The organism is Enterococcus lemanii (genome assembly GCF_016909125.1).
In the GTDB taxonomy this organism is placed as follows: domain Bacteria; phylum Bacillota; class Bacilli; order Lactobacillales; family Enterococcaceae; genus Enterococcus_I; species Enterococcus_I lemanii.
This window is the reverse complement of record NZ_JAFBFD010000020.1, coordinates 19554-36976: the sequence shown is the minus strand read 5'-3', so window position 1 is coordinate 36976 and position 17423 is coordinate 19554. Positions and strand designations below refer to the sequence as shown.

At 33.4% G+C, this 17423-nt stretch carries 11 protein-coding genes and 3 pseudogenes; 12 read left to right on the top strand and 2 right to left on the bottom strand.

Annotated features, from left to right (window positions below; translation table 11 throughout):
• Window positions 1-342 precede the first annotated feature (342 nt).
• Window positions 343-1212 (top strand): UTP--glucose-1-phosphate uridylyltransferase GalU, encoded by an 870-nt coding sequence (gene galU / locus JOD14_RS07040; protein WP_338031677.1) that lies wholly within the window; start codon window positions 343-345, stop codon window positions 1210-1212.
• A 277-nt stretch (window positions 1213-1489) separates the two neighbouring features.
• Window positions 1490-1963: pseudogene (locus JOD14_RS07035) on the top strand (GDP-mannose 4,6-dehydratase); the annotation flags it as partial.
• 47 nt (window positions 1964-2010) lie between these two features.
• On the opposite strand, the gene JOD14_RS07030 reads toward JOD14_RS07035, so the two are convergent.
• The gene (locus JOD14_RS07030; RefSeq protein ID WP_204654134.1) at window positions 2011-2505 is read right to left on the bottom strand and encodes a hypothetical protein; all 495 of its coding nucleotides are present in this window, start codon (window positions 2503-2505) and stop codon (window positions 2011-2013) included.
• A 508-nt stretch (window positions 2506-3013) separates the two neighbouring features.
• On the opposite strand from JOD14_RS07030, the gene JOD14_RS07025 reads away from it, so the two are divergent.
• From JOD14_RS07025 to JOD14_RS07010, 4 genes and pseudogenes are all read left to right on the top strand, one after another.
• On the top strand, window positions 3014-5185 hold the full coding sequence (locus JOD14_RS07025; protein WP_204654133.1) for a protein kinase domain-containing protein: 2172 nt from the start codon (window positions 3014-3016) through the stop codon (window positions 5183-5185).
• A 5-nt stretch (window positions 5186-5190) separates the two neighbouring features.
• Window positions 5191-5379 (top strand): annotated as a pseudogene (locus JOD14_RS13625) (AAA domain-containing protein); the annotation flags it as partial.
• A gap of 81 nt (window positions 5380-5460) precedes the next feature.
• On the top strand, window positions 5461-6159 hold the full coding sequence (locus tag JOD14_RS07015) for an ATP-binding protein (protein ID WP_204654132.1): 699 nt from the start codon (window positions 5461-5463) through the stop codon (window positions 6157-6159).
• An 11-nt stretch (window positions 6160-6170) separates the two neighbouring features.
• A complete protein-coding gene (locus JOD14_RS07010; protein WP_204654131.1) occupies window positions 6171-7949 on the top strand; it encodes a hypothetical protein in 1779 nt (592 codons plus the stop codon).
• A 547-nt stretch (window positions 7950-8496) separates the two neighbouring features.
• On the opposite strand, the gene JOD14_RS07005 is transcribed toward JOD14_RS07010, so the two are convergent.
• Window positions 8497-9666: an ROK family protein gene (locus JOD14_RS07005; RefSeq protein ID WP_204654130.1), complete on the bottom strand. Its 1170-nt coding sequence runs from the start codon at window positions 9664-9666 to the stop codon at window positions 8497-8499.
• A 331-nt stretch (window positions 9667-9997) separates the two neighbouring features.
• On the opposite strand from JOD14_RS07005, the gene JOD14_RS07000 reads away from it, so the two are divergent.
• The 6 genes and pseudogenes from JOD14_RS07000 to JOD14_RS06975 all read left to right on the top strand — a co-directional run bounded on the left by JOD14_RS07000 (window position 9998) and on the right by JOD14_RS06975 (window position 17413).
• Window positions 9998-12076 (top strand): glycoside hydrolase family 31 protein, encoded by a 2079-nt coding sequence (locus JOD14_RS07000; RefSeq protein ID WP_204654129.1) that lies wholly within the window; start codon window positions 9998-10000, stop codon window positions 12074-12076.
• Between the two features lies 1 nt (window position 12077).
• Window positions 12078-12857: a PTS mannose/fructose/sorbose/N-acetylgalactosamine transporter subunit IIC gene (locus tag JOD14_RS06995; RefSeq protein ID WP_204654128.1), complete on the top strand. Its 780-nt coding sequence runs from the start codon at window positions 12078-12080 to the stop codon at window positions 12855-12857.
• A pseudogene (locus JOD14_RS06990) lies at window positions 12844-13662 on the top strand (PTS system mannose/fructose/sorbose family transporter subunit IID). Before JOD14_RS06995 ends, JOD14_RS06990 begins: the two are co-directional and overlap by 14 nt.
• 29 nt (window positions 13663-13691) lie before the next feature.
• Window positions 13692-14174, top strand: coding sequence for a PTS sugar transporter subunit IIB (locus tag JOD14_RS06985; protein ID WP_204654127.1), 483 nt, complete (start codon window positions 13692-13694; stop codon window positions 14172-14174).
• A gap of 12 nt (window positions 14175-14186) precedes the next feature.
• Entirely contained in the window at window positions 14187-14594 is a 408-nt protein-coding gene (locus JOD14_RS06980) for a PTS sugar transporter subunit IIA domain-containing protein (protein ID WP_204654126.1), read from the top strand.
• A gap of 296 nt (window positions 14595-14890) precedes the next feature.
• Window positions 14891-17413 (top strand): sigma 54-interacting transcriptional regulator, encoded by a 2523-nt coding sequence (locus tag JOD14_RS06975; protein ID WP_204654125.1) that lies wholly within the window; start codon window positions 14891-14893, stop codon window positions 17411-17413.
• The last annotated feature ends 10 nt before the right edge of the window (window positions 17414-17423 follow it).

Below are 17423 nucleotides of genomic sequence, written 5' to 3'. Positions count from 1 at the left end.
ATATTTACTCTTGTGGATACAAATAATACAAGAAAAGATTATATAATTAAGAAAATTTTTAAATATTATCTCAATTATGGTGTTTGGCGATGATAGCCTACCTAGGTAATTTCCACAAATCGTTATTTTTAAGAGTTGTGAAGTAAATTAAAGCAAAAGATATTTAAGTCTCTTTTTTTATACTAACATTAAATAATAATTGTTTTATAAATCATTATTGATTAAAGAAATTAGTTTAAAAATATTTCAAATTTTTTTACAATAATTGAAAGAGGTAACGAATAAATTTTATAAAAAAGAATTTTTGGAGAAAATTAAGAAGCGTATAAAGGGGATATTATCGTGAAAGTCCGTAAAGCAATCATTCCAGCCGCAGGTCTTGGAACAAGGTTTTTACCTGCAACAAAGGCCATTGCTAAAGAAATGTTACCAATTATCGATAAGCCGACCATTCAGTTTATCGTTGAAGAAGCAATTGCATCAGGGATTGAAGATATTTTAATTGTTACCGGAAAAGCCAAACGTCCGATTGAAGATCACTTTGATGCCAATCTAGAGTTAGAGCAGAACTTATCCTCAAAAGGCAAAGATGAATTATTAGCATTGGTCGAAGAAACGACAGGAATTAATATTCATTTTATCCGTCAAAAACGTCCATTAGGCTTAGGCCATGCTGTTTTACAAGCCAAAGCCTTTGTTGGTAATGAACCATTTGTCGTGATGCTAGGCGACGATATTATGGAAGATGACGTGCCACTAACGAAGCAATTAATGAATGCCTACGATCAAACCAAAGCTTCTGCACTAGCAGTCATGGAAATCCCGCATGAAGATACCGATAAATATGGGGTGGTGTCGCCAAACGAAGAAGTTTCCGAAGGGTTATACGATGTGAATCACTTTGTTGAAAAGCCAAAACCAGAAAATGCGCCAAGCAATTTGGCAATTATCGGTCGTTATTTATTAAGACCTGAAATCTTTGATATTTTAGAACATCAAGAACCCGGTCTAGGTGGCGAAATACAATTAACTGATGCGATTGATACGTTAAATAAAACTCAACGCGTCTTTGCTCATGAATTTAAAGGCAAACGCTATGATGTCGGAAATAAGATGGGCATGCTAGAAGCCAATATTGAATACGGCTTGACTCACCCAGAAGTTAAAGATGAGTTGGTAGAGTATTTGAAAGCGTTAGTGGCTACTTTGTAAGAAATAAACGTGTAAATTTTTCAATCAGTGTAAAGCATGAACAAAACTCCTAGCCGTATGGTTAGCCTAACATCAAGCTAGGAGTCATTGTTCTTTAGATTAGTTTTTTTACTAACGTAGTTTATACTAAATGGGGTTTTTGCCATGCTTGGTATTGAAAGCGTTATCTTTGGTTAGTTAATAACTACACGAATATTGAAGAATAGGGGGATTTTTCAAGGGGATGGAGGCTAGACAAGATTTATCGTCTTGATTCGATGAATGAGGGGGAAACAATTTGAAAAAAATAATCGTAACAGGTGGCGCGGGTTTCATCGGTTCGAATTTCGTCCATTATGTAGTGAAACATCATCCCAATGTGCACGTCACCGTTCTAGATAAACTTACCTATGCCGGCAATGAAGCCAATCTAGCCGGCTTACCAAAAGATCGAGTGAAACTAGTGGTAGGAGACGTGGCAGATGCCGAGTTAGTGGACCAATTATTAAAAACAACCGATGCAGTGGTGCACTACGCAGCGGAATCACATAATGATCATTCTTTACGCGATCCGTACCCTTTTGTTCAAACAAATTTAATCGGAACCTACACCTTGATTAAAGCTTGCCGAAAATATAACATTCGTTACCATCATGTTTCAACCGATGAAGTCTATGGCGATTTGCCTTTAAGAGAAGAGTTACCCGGTCATGGAGAAGGTGCAGGAGAAAAATTCACCGATCAGACACCCTATAATCCATCCAGCCCCTACTGGATATTGCGAATGAATAGAGCCATACGTGCGGAGTGTAGAGCCATCTATTGCATTAATCCTTCTGTTTGAATGCCAGTATAGGAGTCAGTGATTGTTAAAGTACCACCAGCCCAATCAACCATCATTGCATCACCTGGTTTATGATGAATACGCATCGTTGCCTTGTTCTTTCCCGCCCAAGAACGATAGTGTTCACAAAATTGGGTATACATATAAGGAATCTCGTTGCTTAATCGACATTTTGCTTGATACTTTTTCCAAAGTAACGATAAATTAACACCTTTTCTAGAGAGTTCAGAATGAATCCAGTCAAAATCCGGCTCTTTGTATTGTTTTATTTTCTCCTTTATTTCTGGATAAAGCTGTTCATACAGCTTTTCATTAGTGATCGCGTCATCTAGTGGCCAAGTAGCCCCATTCTTTTCAAACCGAGATAGCACCTCTCTGATTGTGCTTCTAGAACTGTGAAGGCTATTCGCGATTTCAGTAATGTTATAACCTAAACTTCTCAATCTCATGATTTCTCGATAATTCAGCATAATTATCGACCTCCTAAAAGTAGTTACACTAAAATGTGTGCCGCTTTCATTATAAAGGGAAAAGTGAAGATGGTCTCTTAGCCGTGATAAATGGTTTTATATTCCGTGACAAGTGGTTTTTGCCCCCGTGCAAACTGGTTTGTTGTTCCGAAATATCCAGTTTGGCTTTATTCCTTGTGTCACGTACGTCTACACTCCTTCGTAAATGTCTTTTCTTACCATGTGTTCCTCCTTAATCATGATAAGAAAAGTATAAAATAAAAATGTAGAAAAACCGACAATTATTGACCGCCTTTTTCCTACATTTTACTACCGCCATTTACAGTTAAACAATTAAAATTGATGAATGTTGATATTACTAAGGAAACACTTGTTAAAATTGAGGGTGGGAAATAACATATTAAGTTGGAGCAACTATTGGCAATAAAGAAATATTTCGATGTCTCATTTGAAATAATATTAGAGTAATAGTAAATAATCTATAAAAGTAAAGAAAGGTGTTTTTAGTTTGAAGGAAAAAATAAATAAGTATTATATTGATGAAAAAATAAACAATAGTTTACTTTCCTCAGTTTATATTGTATCTAGTGAAAATGATTCAAAATCAAAATACGTATTAAAAAAGATGAATATGAATAGTCTTGATAGAGAAGATAAAAATATAGCAATTGAATTGTTTAATAGAGAAAAAGAAGCTTTAACATTACTTAATAATAGCAACATCATAAAATATATAGATTCATTTGAATATGATGATCAATATTATCTTGTTACAGAGTTTGATAAAGAGTTAAAACCTCTAAATGAAGTGATACAAAGTTTTTCAGATAAACAAAAATTTGAAATTTTGTTAAATATTTTAAGTGGTTTTATTGCTTGTCATAATAAAAAAATAATTCATAGAGATATAAAACCTAGTAATATATTGATTTCCAATGACGGTAGTAAAGTTAAAATAATTGATTTTGGTATTAGTAAAATTAAAGATAGCATTACATTTAAAACATCTATGACACTTAGAGAATTTAAAACATCACCTTTTGCTTCTCCAGAACAGAAAAAGAAATTATCTACATCAGAGGAAAGTGACATTTATTCTTTAGGAATATTAATAAATTATATATTCACAGATAATATCTTAAATACAGATGATGCCTTAATACAAGATGAGATAAGTAAATCTTCACTGCACAATCTTCTTAAACCAATTGTTATAAAAGCCACAATGCCAGCTCGTGAGGATAGATATAGTGCAGTAGATGTTCTTTATGATGATATACAAAAAGCAGCACTAGATATAGAACATCAAAATCAAGTTTTAAAGCTAACTTATTCAAATGACATTCCAGAAAAATTGTATAGCTTGGAAAAGATTCAGGGTACTAATAGTAACTTTGTTCAAAAATTTATTTTGGAATCATTAAAAAAATCAAAAGTTATCTTTATGGGGCATAATCAATCTAGTTATTTAATCGGTAATGAAGTAAAATATCGTATTAAGTTTGTAGAAAGTGAGCAAGTGATTATTACAGGTGTTTGGAACTTAGATAACTTTTCTCAAAAACAACGAGGAACTAAGATTGGAGCTAAAGTTGAGGTTTACCCTCAAAATTGGAAATATATACAAAAAAATGATTTTATTTATTTAGAATATTTAAAAGAAAAGTTAGAAAATCAATATAGAATAGATCAAATAAAAAGAAATGAAAAAAATTCCATGAGTGATTTATTGACTATATGGGATGACTATTTAAAAAGAAAAAAATATGAATCGTATTTAAAAACAAATCTAGGAAGGTATCTATCAATGGAGTATAGTGAGAACTCTAATTTTTTAGATTTTAAACTAGAGCGTCCATTTGAATTTGAACCAAAAGATAAAATACAATTAGTTTCAAAAAATGGTAAAGAGTTAATTGTAGGAGAATTTTATAAATATTTGACTAAGGATAGTATTAGAATAATTGCTGCTCGAAGCTTTAACAAAGAAAATTTTAATAAGAAAGGTCAAATAGGTGTTAATAATTATATGGCTACTAGATTAACTAATAGCTATAGCAATGCAATGAGACAATTGTTAGAACGAACATCTGTAAACACTTTTCTATTCGATATATTAAATAATCCTAGAGTGGCTAGTAGTGAGAACAAAGATTTTTTTGTAAAAAATAAATTTGATAAAAAAATACTTGATAGTACAGTTGAAATTATAGAAAATGCTTTATCTACTAAAGATTTGTATCTGGTCCAAGGTCCTCCAGGAACTGGAAAAACAACTTTGATATCAGAAATGATTTCCCAATTATTTTCACAGTTTCCGGAGAAAAAAGTATTATTTGTGTCTCCTTCTCATGTCGCTGTTGATCATGCTCTTAAAGACATTAGAAAAAATATGAAAAAAGTTAAATCTGATGCAGATAATTATATTGTAAGGCTTGGAAAAGAAGAAAAAATTTCAAGTGAAAATGAAAGTTTACAAATGGATAAACATTCTATGAAGTGGGCAAAAAAAGTAAAAAAAGAATCTTTAGAAAATTTTAAAATAGAAATGACAAATTTATTAAAATACAAAGATAAAGAAATTGAATTAATAATAAATTATTTAGATGATGATTCCAAAAAAAATAGAGAACAAATAGACGACCTTATAACAGATGAACACAGTGAGGAAAAAAATTAGTCTCAATACTGAAAGACTGGTATTTAGATTTATCAAATTCAGAGCAATTTGAAAAAAAAATAATTGAGAATTCTTTTTTAGTATGTTCTACATGCAGCGGTATAGCATCATATGACATATTTGATGATTTAGAATTTGAATGGGTAATAATTGATGAGGCAGCGAGATCAACAGTTCCTGAACTTCTGATACCTCTAGTTAGAGCTAAAAAAGCTATTTTAGTAGGAGATCATAAACAACTTCCTCCAATTGTAAATTTAGAAAAAACAGATAGAATGGCTAAAGATATCCAGCAAGCTTTAGAAGAAAGTTTATTTAAAGATCTCTATGAGAAATTAAGTACAAAGTTGAAGGTAACATTAGATGTACAGTTTAGAATGAATCCTGTCATATCTAAGTTAATTAATAATTTATATTATCAAAATATTACAATAGAAGATTATTTTACAGATAAAGATTATGTGTTATCTCCAATATTAAAATCAGTGACTTGGATAGATACAAACAATAGTCCGAATAAATCAGAAAGTAAAGAAGAGAACTCATTTAAAAACTATGAGGAATTGAATCAGATAAATAAACAATTAGATAGAATTAATGATTATCTTAAAACTAAAAAAAGGAAAAAGTCAGTGGGAATTATATCAGGATATGATGCTCAAAAAAATCTATTACTTGATAAAGTTAATAGAGATTACGAATTTCTAGATATAGAAATTGACAATGTTGATGCGTTTCAGGGGAGTGAAAAAGATATTATTATTTATAGCATTGTAAGAAGTAATGATAGTTCAAGTTTAGGATTTTTGAAAGATGAAAGAAGACTAAATGTATCGCTATCAAGGGCAAAAGAACATCTGATAATAATTGGAGATAGTGAAGTATCTGAATATTATCCACTGGAAAATAATCCGTTTACAAGATTACTTAAATATATAATTGATAATCCACTTGATTGTGCACTTTTGATGTAGGAGGGGGAAAAATGATTATTAGGGAAGAAGATTTATTTGTTTTGGAAAGTGAAGAGGAAGGTAAAATAATCTCAAAATCGACATTACTAATACCTTTTTCTAATTTAAATTTGACGGCATATGTTTCAAATGAAGAGAAGTTGTCTCCGATAGAAGATGCTGTATTAAGGTTATATGGCATTGATGTTGAAAAATTTAACATAAATAGAGCGTCAAATCTATTAGCTGTGCCAACTGATGATATTCAAAACAGTTATTTAAATTTATTACAAAAGGAATATATTGATTACTTAACTAAAGGATTAACAGATGATGGTAGAAAATATATCTTTAATAGAAAAATAAATAATAGGGTAAAAAAAGATTTCAATTTAGTTGTAAATAAAATTACAGGAGAGCTTTCTTATCAAGAGGAGGCATCTTATATTCGTTTTAAAGATAAGCAAAAATCGTATTTTAACTCTATTTATGAAGATGAACAGTTTTATGATGTGGATTTGTCTTTAGAAAAAATAAGACCTATTTGGAAATATAGAAAAAATATGGGAGATAATCGTTATAAAGGTGAATTACTAGAAGTTTTAACAGCTGAAGAAAAAGGAACTGTATATAGAAAGTTCAATATTTACTATTTTTTAAATAAACAGAATAATGTCGAAATTAGAGCATACTATAGAACTGAAAGAAATCGAATTTTAGAGCAGTTTATTTTAGAGAAAGAATCAGCTAACAGTTTAATTACTAGTAATAAGTATGATTATTTTTTTGAAACAAATGTTTTGGTGAATAAAAAGAACTATTCTGAATCATATGATGAAATAAATTCTAATAATAAAACTTTTAAATCATATACATTTTTAAGTGATGTAAAAGAGAAGGTTGATATTTTTTTTCCTTTAACACAATTTTTAATGCTTGATGAAGATTTATCTGATTTTATAGAAATGCTGTGTGAATCAAAAAAAACTATTAATATTTTTGTATCAGGGATAGAAGAAGTAGATAATCGACAAAAAAGTAGTATAACTAAACTAAAAAAACTATCAAAAAAATATAAGAAACTTAATATGTATAGCAGTAATAAATATAGTCCACAAACTTTTATTATAGATGATGTTTATGGTTTATATTTTTCACCAACAGTTGTTCCGATAAGTCTATCTGCAACTTCTTCAAAAGCTGTTCTATTAAATCAGGAGGAGTTAACGAGTAAGCAAATAGCATATTTAAAAAATGAAATAATTGAAAAAAGTTGTAAGAAATTGGATATTCCAGAGGATTTTAATTTAAAAGCAACTTCAAGTAAAATTTTTAATTTGATGGAAGAAGTAGATAGTTTATTTTCAACTATAGGTTTTAATTGGTTTGAAAGAGGAAATAGAGCAGATATAGAAGAATTGTTTTTAGGAATAGAACCAACGAATGATGAAGCAGCTTTTGAATCTTTCACAACTAAATTATGTATTAAAATAGTAGAAAATTTCAAAAAAACGACATCAAAAATAAAAAACAAGAGATATTTTGACAATGATTTTAAAAGAGAATATCCTGATTTAAGTGAGGCATTGAATAGAATTAGAGTTTATAGAAATAGTTATTCTCATGATGAATTTAATAAATTTATTGCTGAAATTAGTTATGAAATAATACCTAGTGATTTTGATAATTATTGTTCAGTAACATTAGAGAATGTTTTTGAGTACAAACAATTCAAAATGATAAATGGACTGTATTTAGCTTTGAAGGCTACTAAAAAGAAGTTAAAAGTAAATGAAGATAACCCATTCTAATTTATTTTAATTATGCCAATTAAAATGAACTTTCATTTGTTAAATTAAGCTAGACAAAATATCATTTGAAGACGGCACTGTAAATTGACCATCTCTGCGCAAAAACGAACCACCTTCGGCATTAAAATGAGCCACTCAGTAGACAACACCCGATGACATAAGTAATCTTGATGTCATCGAGAGCTGCTTTGTTTAATTTATAGGCAGTAATGCTAGTATAAAACTTGAGACAAAGGAGGCTGTTTATGACGAGATATAAAAGTACATACAATTGCAACAAAAAAATACACAAGGCTGCAATTGGCTAAAAGCATAAAAATATTTCAAGTTACCCGAAGTATCTTGAAAGTTATGTTTTCAAAATATTAACTATATGTAAGTGTAATGGATATAGTAAAATACAAAAATTATCATTAACGTCGCTCAAAAACTGATAAATATCCTTCAGTAAAGTATTCTACGTCAATAAAATTTTATAACCTCAATCCCCGATAAAGTAGGAAATTCACCTGCTTTATCGGGAATATACGGATAACTTCCAATCACCCTACACCATCACTGCATCGCCATTCATTAATTTAAGTTGCTCGATATTTAAAAATTGCTGGATAGAAAAAGCAATGGCACCATAGATTACCGGATTCCATTGAATGGGACTGTTCATGATTTTGACTTCTTTGGCGTAACGATTTTTCAAATAGTCTTTGATAAATTCAACAATGGCTGGAATTTTTTTGGTGATGGGACTGTTAAAGATGACCATTTCCGGTGCTTGAATCATAATAATGTTGTTCACACTAATTGCAAGGTATTCCGCATATTTTTGAATCATTTTGAGTACTTCCGGGTCTTTTTTCTGGTATAGTTGCATGACCACATCCGAGTTAACTTTTTCAATGTTTTTTAATTGACCAATTTCTTGATAAATGACTCGAGTGGAGCAGTATTGATCGAAACAGCCGTGGTTGCCACAAGGACACTCACGCCCGTCTGGAAACAAAATCATGTGGCCAACTTGTCCAGCATAGCCTTGATTGCCAACTTCTAATTTGCCATTTTTGACGAATCCGGCCCCAATGCCGCTATGTAGACTGATTGAAATCATGTTTTCAAATTCAGAGGAAAAAGTATATTCTCCTAGTGCAGATAAATTCGCTTCATTTTCAATGCTGACGGGAAAATCATAAGTATTGTTTAATTTTGTAATCAAATCAAAAGCCATTAAATCATAATAAGTGGTGCTGATAATTTGATCATTTAAGACTTGTCCCTGGATAGCAATCGTCATACCGACGATGCCATGCGGGGTTTTTGGCAAGTCAATGCATAATTTCTGAACGACTTCTTCAATCATAGCGAGGACATTGTCTTTTGAAACATAGGTATCGACTCGCTGAATTCGTTTGATCTCAGTACCATCGAGATAGGCAATCATTGCATCAAGGTAGTTATAACCTAAGTCAAGACCAATTGCGACGCCAGCGGTTGGACTAAACGTTAGTAAAATTGGTTTTCTACCGCGAGAGCTCGCTTCACCAATTCTCTTTTCAATTATGAGATGGTCATCCATTAATTTTTTGGTAATGGAGGAGACGGAAGCTTTGTTTAAAGATGAAACAATGCTTAAATCTGCTCTGGATATTTCTTTGTGTTTAATAATGTGATTTAAAATAAGCGATTCATTTTGTTCTCGAATGGTATATTTGCTTGATATCATTGGATTTCCTCCGTCTGATCAGTTTTTTTATGGTCGGGCTTACTTTTTGATTTGGGAAAAATGATAAAAAACTAAGTTAGGGTTGACAAATAAAAAATTCTGATTTATATTCTATTTACCAATTAGTTTATCGTGCTAACAAATAAAAATCAAGCAAATTCATTGATTTACTGCTAAATTTTTCTTTTTTTTATTTAATTAGTTTATCGTGCTAACAATTAAAATTTAGCAGGATTAAAAGAATAAGCAGGCTAATTAAAATCAATTTGCTAATTTGAGTTGTTTGTTTTGAAAACGGTTGTAACGAGAGGGAATTAAAAAAGAAAGAAGGTTGAAAGTAGTGATTAAGGCAGGTCAAAATTCCTTCATACGCAAATTCGACGATGAATTATTAATTGTTGAAGCGTGGGGGGATCACTCTGTACGGGTGCGATCTTTTGCAGATATGAAGGAAGAAAAACGACTGAATGCGTTGTTAGAAGGTAGTCAAAAGACAAATGGTAAGGTAGAAATTAATGTTAATGACCATTCGGCGGAACTGATTAATGGGAAAATTCGAGTGGTATTAGATCATCGCGATCGTTTATCTTTTTATGACGAGAATGGAAAACTTTTATTAAAGGAATACATTCGTTTAAGAGCGGTTAAGCATGACGATGGAAGTGAAGATGCCGGAACAATTGAAATTACAAAGGATTTTAACTCGACATTAAAATTAAAATCAAGAGAGTATCGTTCAAATTTATCGAGTGATTTTACCGTAACGACTCGCTTTGAATCGGATCCGGATGAAAAGATTTATGGTATGGGACAGTATCAACATACATTCTTGGATTTAAAAAACACGGTGTTAGAACTAGCGCAACGTAATTCACAAATATCGATTCCTTTTTATGTCTCTAGTAATGGATACGGTTTCTTATGGAATCATCCTGGCATTGGTGAAGTTTCCTTTGCAAAAAATTTGACACGTTGGGAAATGAAATCAACGAATTATATTGATTATTGGATTACAGCAGAGGATTCGCCGAAAAATATTTTACGAAATTATGCAAATGTAACCGGCAAAGTTCCACAAATGCCAGATCACTTACTTGGTTTATGGCAAAGTAAGCTTAGGTATCGAACGCCAGAAGAAGTTTTAGAAGTTGTAAAAAAATATCATACAAAAGGGATTCAACTATCAACAATCGCCATTGATTACTTCCATTGGCCAAAACAAGGGGAATATCGCTTTGACGAAGATTTTTGGCCGCAGCCAGAAGCACTTGTGAAGACGTTAAAAGAAGATTATCACGTGGAACCCATGATTTCTATTTGGCCTACAGTTCAAACAGATGCGCAAAACTATGAGGAATATCTAAATAATGGTTATTTAGTGAAGGTCAATCGCGGAGTTCGTTTGACGATGCAAATTCAAGGCAACACGGTCTTTGTCGATATGACGAACAAGGAAGCCAGAGACTATGTTTGGAGTCTCATTAAAAAAAATTACAAAGATAAAGGCATTTCTTATTTCTGGCTAGATGTCGCAGAACCAGGCTATGCAGTCTATGATTTTGATAATTATCGCTATAAAAAAGGCACCGATTTGCAATGTGGTAATCTTTATCCGATTGATTATTTAGCAATGATTGCGGAAGGATTAGGAGAAAATCACCCAACCGTTACGCTAGTTCGCGGTGGCTGGGCAGGTGCGCAAAGACAAGGGGCTCTTCTTTGGTCTGGTGACATTGATTGTAGTTTCGAGGCCTTCAAAAACCAAGTAAATACCGGATTAAACGTTGGGATGGCGGGTATTCCATGGTGGACAACGGATATTGGTGGATTCCACGGTGGTGATCCAAAAGATAAAGAATTTAGAGAGTTATTGGTAAGATGGTTTGAATATGCGACATTCTCGCCAGTTCTTAGAATGCATGGCGATCGTTTGCCACACAGTAAACCTTTGTCTGATTCAGGTGGAGGCTCAATGGTTACCGGTGCGCCAAATGAAATTTGGTCTTACGGACAAGAAGTCGAACAAATATTAACGAAATATCTAAAAATTCGAGAAGCAATCCGACCGTATATTTCAAAATTAATGACACAGGCACATGAAACGGGCGATCCTTTAATGCGACCATTGTTTTATGAGTATCCCGATGATTTAGCTGCTTGGAACGTTGATAATACTTATTTATTTGGCTCGGATTTATTAATTGCGCCGGTGATGGATTACCAAGCAACAGAACGGCTGGTTTATTTACCTGCGGGCGATAATTGGGTGAATCTTTGGACTAATGAAACAATCGCGGGGGGACAAAGTGTCACAATCAAAGCCGAATTAGCCGAAATCCCTGTACTAATTAAAGAAAAAAGTAAAGAAAACTTCAGTGAACTATTGAAAGTCATTAAGGAGGAACAGTAAAATGGAAGCAAGTTTTTTTCAATTAGTTTTAATTGTATTATACGGATTTTTTATTAACTTTGAAAAGAATTCAACAATGTTTGGTACGTATCAACCTGTGACCGCTGGCTTTGTAACCGGGTTAATTTTGGGTGATGTAACGACTGGGTTATTCATTGGTGGAACGTTGCAGTTATTATCTCTTGGAATTAGTAATTTTGGTGGCGCTTCAATTCCTGATTACCAAACAGCCAGTATTGTGGCGACTTTTATCACGATTACAACTGGTCAAGAAGCTTCAGTGGGGATTTCAATTGGTATTCCAGTTGCGTTATTAATGGTTCAATTAGATGTTATTCGTAATACAATTGGTGTTTGGATGGTGCATAAAGCCGAAGCAGGTGTTAAAAAAGGCGATTACAGCATGGTGAGTAAAATGCAAATGTTTGGTGTCTTCTTAACGGCTGCAACAACCGGGATTCCAGTCGCATTAGCTGTTATTTTTGGCCCTTCTTTGATTAATGCAATTTTAGAACGCACACCAGAGTGGTTAACAAGCGGACTAACCGTAGCTGGCGGGTTACTTCCGGCAGTCGGGATTGGGTTATTACTCCGTTACTTACCGGCGAAAGAGTATTTCAGTTATTTAGTCATTGGTTTTGTTTTAGCCGTTTATGTTCATATGCCATTATTAGGGGTAGCGATTGTCGGGGCTGCAGTAGCCTTACTTATTTTTAAGAAAAATAGCCAAGCGAGTAATCAAGTCGTTCAAACGGTAGGAGGAATGGATGAAGATGAATAATACAAAAGTCGTTTCAAATCAAGTCGATGAAAAAACAAAAAAAAGTGTCTTATGGCGTTGGTTCTTTACAAGTTCTGTTTCGTCAAACTATGAAAAAATGTAAGCATTAGCCTATTGTTACGCTGTTTTACCATTTTTAAAACAAGCATACAAAAATCGGCCAGAAGATTTGCAAAAAGCAGTACTCAATCATTTGCAGTTTTTCAATACTAATCCATGGGTCGCTCCTTATATCCTTGGAATCAACGTAGCGATGGAAGAAAATGCCGATGAAAATACCGAAGAAACAGTTACGTCAATTAAGACAGGGCTGATGGGACCAGTAGCCGGATTAGGCGATAGCTTATTTGTCGTTATTCCTTGGACCATCTTTGGCGCAATTGCCGCAAACATGGCGATTGATGGAAGTTCCATTGGGATTTTCTTATGGATTGCCGTTAGTGTCGCGTTAAAATTAGTTAGTATTCCTTTATTTAATGCAGGTTATTCTTCTGGAACTAAATTAATTGCGACTATTGAAAAAAGCTTGAAGTTATTAACAGAATCAACTTCAATTTTAGGGTTGATGGTTGTGGGTGCTTTAATCCCTTCTGTTGTGAAAGCGAACGTGGCTTTAAACTTTACCCAAGGCGACTTTACGATGAAAGGGCAAGAAATACTCGATCAGATTATGCCAGGATTATTACCAGCCGCTTTAGTTGGGCTAGTATTCTGGGCGTTAAAGAAAAATGTAAAACCGATTTATTTGATCTTAGGTGTAATGGTACTTTCAATTCTTTTAGCAGCTTTAGGAATTTTACAATAATAAAAAATTATTTTACGAGGTGAATAGTGATGGAAATGAAAGGAATTCGCAATATTCGAATCGACGATCGTCTAATTCACGGTCAAGTAGCAACGATGTGGAGTAATAAATTAGGTGTGACCCGTCTAATGGTAGCAAACGATGCCGTTGCAACCAATGATATTCAAAAACAAGTTTTACGGATGGCCGTTCCAGCAGGCATTGCGTCATCGATTATTTCAAAAGAAACAGCGATTCAAAATATTAAGGCCGGTAAATACGAGGGACAAAACGTGCTTTTGATTGTGAAATCACCCGTTGACCTACTACCATTTGTTGAAAATGGTTTAGATATTCAAAACATTAATGTAGGAAACATGTCTAGTAGAAAAGATACGGAAGTTTTAAAACCAAATATTAGTGTGACCAAAGAAGAAAGACAAGCTTTTGAAAAATTGTTAGAAAAAGGAATTGAAATCACAACAATCATGACACCAGACGATAAAAAAACTTGGTTAAAAGATATTCTTTAGGAAGTGAAATCTGTGGAAAAACAAATTATATTAATGAGCCATGGCATGATGGCCCAAGAAGTATTAAACTCTGCCAAAATGATTGTCGGTGACCAAATCAATTATCCCGTTGTCTGTATGACACCAGATGATGGCATTGACGGAACGATGACCAAACTGAATCAAATTTTATCTGAACTACCAGAAGACAAAGAAGTTATCGTCATTGCCGATTTACTTGGTGGCACCCCAGCCAATGTCGCATCGATGAAAGCTGCGGAAAGACCACATTTAAAAGTCGTTACGGGAATGAATTTAGGCATGGTTTTAGAATCATTTTTCTTACTGGACTCTAATCACTTAGCGGAGCAATTAGTCAATATCGGTAGTCAAGGCGTTTCAATTGTCGGGACGAAAGTGATTGATAGTGAAGATGAGTGAGAAGTATAAATGAGTGATGGACAGCTGTAGACTCTTTTGGGAGTTTGTGGCTGTTCTTTTTGTAGATGAGTTAATACATTCATACTGTTAGGTCATCGTATGTTTAGTAAAGAAAAATTAGTTGTGTCGCAATTGCTGTTTATCTAGATTTAGCATTCACATTCATCTGTTTATTATTAAATTTAAGATAATAAAGTTATGAAAATATGGAAAATAATAATAGCCATTTCGAATCCTTGCTTTTCCCTTTCAAAACAGTTATCTTATAAAAAGAGAAAAGCGAGGGAGGTGGCAAGGTGCGGAGACTTGATAAGGTTTACGATAAAATGAAAGAGCTTTCTAGAGCGCAAGTTGTGTTATATGGCAAAGAAATTCAAGGGGTTACGGCGCTTGATATTTCAGAGGCTTTAAATTTAGAACGGGCAAATGTTAGTAAAGATTTAAATAAGCTAGTTAGTGAAGGTAAGGCTTTTAAAATAAATACTCGTCCGGTTTTATTTTTTTCAACGGTGGTAATTGAAGAGAAATTTGGCTTGGAGTTGCCGACAACGAGTTTTGAATCAATGGTAGAGTTCAAACTTCTCTTTAAGGGAAGAAAAGAAGTTGAAGAACAAGCTTTTCGAAGTCTCGTTGGTGCTGCAGGTTCTTTAAAAGAAGCAGTGAAAAAAGCCCAAGCAGCGATTTTGTATCCACCAAATGGTTTGACGACTTTAATTACAGGTGAAACTGGGGTTGGGAAGTCTTTATTTGCGGAGAATATGTTTCAATATGCAAAAAAACGTGAAATTATTCAAGAGAACGCCCCGTTTATTATTTTTAACTGTGCGGATTTTGCGGATAATCAGCAATTACTGTTATCGCATTTATTTGGTTATAAAAAAGGCGCTTTTACGGGAGCGGATAGCGATAGTCGAGGGTTAGTTGATGCCGCAAAAGAGGGTTTTTTATTTTTAGATGAAGTTCATCGCTTGAGTGCGAAAGGGCAAGAGATGCTATTTTATTTAATGGATAAAGGGACATACAAGCGTCTGGGAGAAGTCGACCAAGTGGAGCATGCGAATATTCATTTAATTATGGCGACGACGGAAGAGCCAACGAATGTGATGTTGAATACTTTTTTACGCAGAATTCCAGTTCATATTCATTTGCCTTCGTTATACCAAAAAGATTGGCGAGAAAAATTAGAATTTATTTATTCGTTTATTCAAGAAGAAAGTCAGCGGATTCAAAAACCGATTCGTGTGCCGCAAGAAGTGTTCGTTTTATTATTAAATTATCATTTTGCAGGCAACATTGGTCAGATGAAAAGTGAAATTCAATATACTTGCGCGCATGCCTTTATTGACAGTTTAAATGGACAAAAAGAAGAGATTGTCCTTAAAGTAAATCATTTACCACTGGAAATTGCGCAAGAAATAAGTGGTCTCGAAGAAAAGAGGAAAGAGTTTTACCAATTACCAGAAAGTGTTCGTTTTGAAAGTACAGCAACGAGTCGTCCGGCGTTTATCAATAAACAAGAAGAAAAAATCTACGAACAAATGCGGAGTGGTCTATCGTTATTAGGTGGAAGTTACTCGCTTGCTTCTTCTAAGAAGTGGTTGAGAGAGCTTCTTTCTGAATATATGGATAAGATTGTCGAGAAGGTGACAGGTCAAATTTATGTGGAAGAAGAAGTTGTTGGGGAGATGCAAGTGCCGCCTGCCATTTATGATATGGTTCAAGCGGTTTTGGCTGAGTATATTGAACCAGCACAACGGGCATTTTATACACAGATGGTGGCTTATCATTTAACAATTGTTTTAAAAACGCATTCATTTGCTGAAAACCTAAAGATTGAAAAAGAAATCCTCATGCAACATTTTCTACCAGTCAGCAGTTTAATCACGACGATTACCAATGAACTAGAAAGAAACTTGCAAGTAAGCGAAAAGATTCATTTATCTGAATTTGATCGTCAAGTTTTGGAACAAATCTTAAATTATTTGTTGAGTGAAAAAATACAACCACATGTAGGAATCTTAGTTGTGATGCACGGTGAAAGTACGGCTTCAAGCATTGCTAAGACGGTGAATGATTTACTAGGAATTACGAGTGTGGAAGCAGTGAACATGCATTTAGATGAAAAGGTTAAAACGGTCTACTTACAAACCAAAGCAAAAGTGACCGAACTTGATGAAGGATTAGGGGTTTTGATTTTAGCCGATATGGGCTCGATCAAGTCCTTTGAGCAAAAGTTAATCGAAGAGTGTTCTTTAAAAGTTCGGGTGATGGATATGGCTAGTACGCCGCTTGTCTTAGAAGCCGCCAAACAATCGTTGAATCGCCAACTTTCACTGGATGAATTAGTACTGAGTTTAAGTACAACGATGGCCCGTCATTGGCAAAGAGATCAAAACCAAGAAGAAATAGGACCACCATTACGCTATTTTGAATCTTTAGTCATGCAACAATTAAAACAAATCTTGATTTTTTTAGACCCTAATAAAATTTATCCTTTATTTAAAAATGTATTATCCAAGTTGGAAAATGATCTAGCAATTGAAGTATCGGATGAGTTTTTATTAAAGTTTATTTTTCATAATGGTTGTATGTTAGAAAAAGTTTTGACAGAAAAAGGTGTTCCTTCGCAAAAATCGCTATCTAGTGCACCTAAAGACTTGGTTTATTTAAAAGTACAAGAAGTTTATCAAATTGTTGAAGAGTATTTTGGGATTTCTTTACCTGAAGAAGAATTGAATAATATTGTTGATATGTTGCGTTATGAGTATCCTTATCTGTGGGAAGAACCCACTAGTTATTTAACAGATACTAGAGAGTGAAAATGTAACC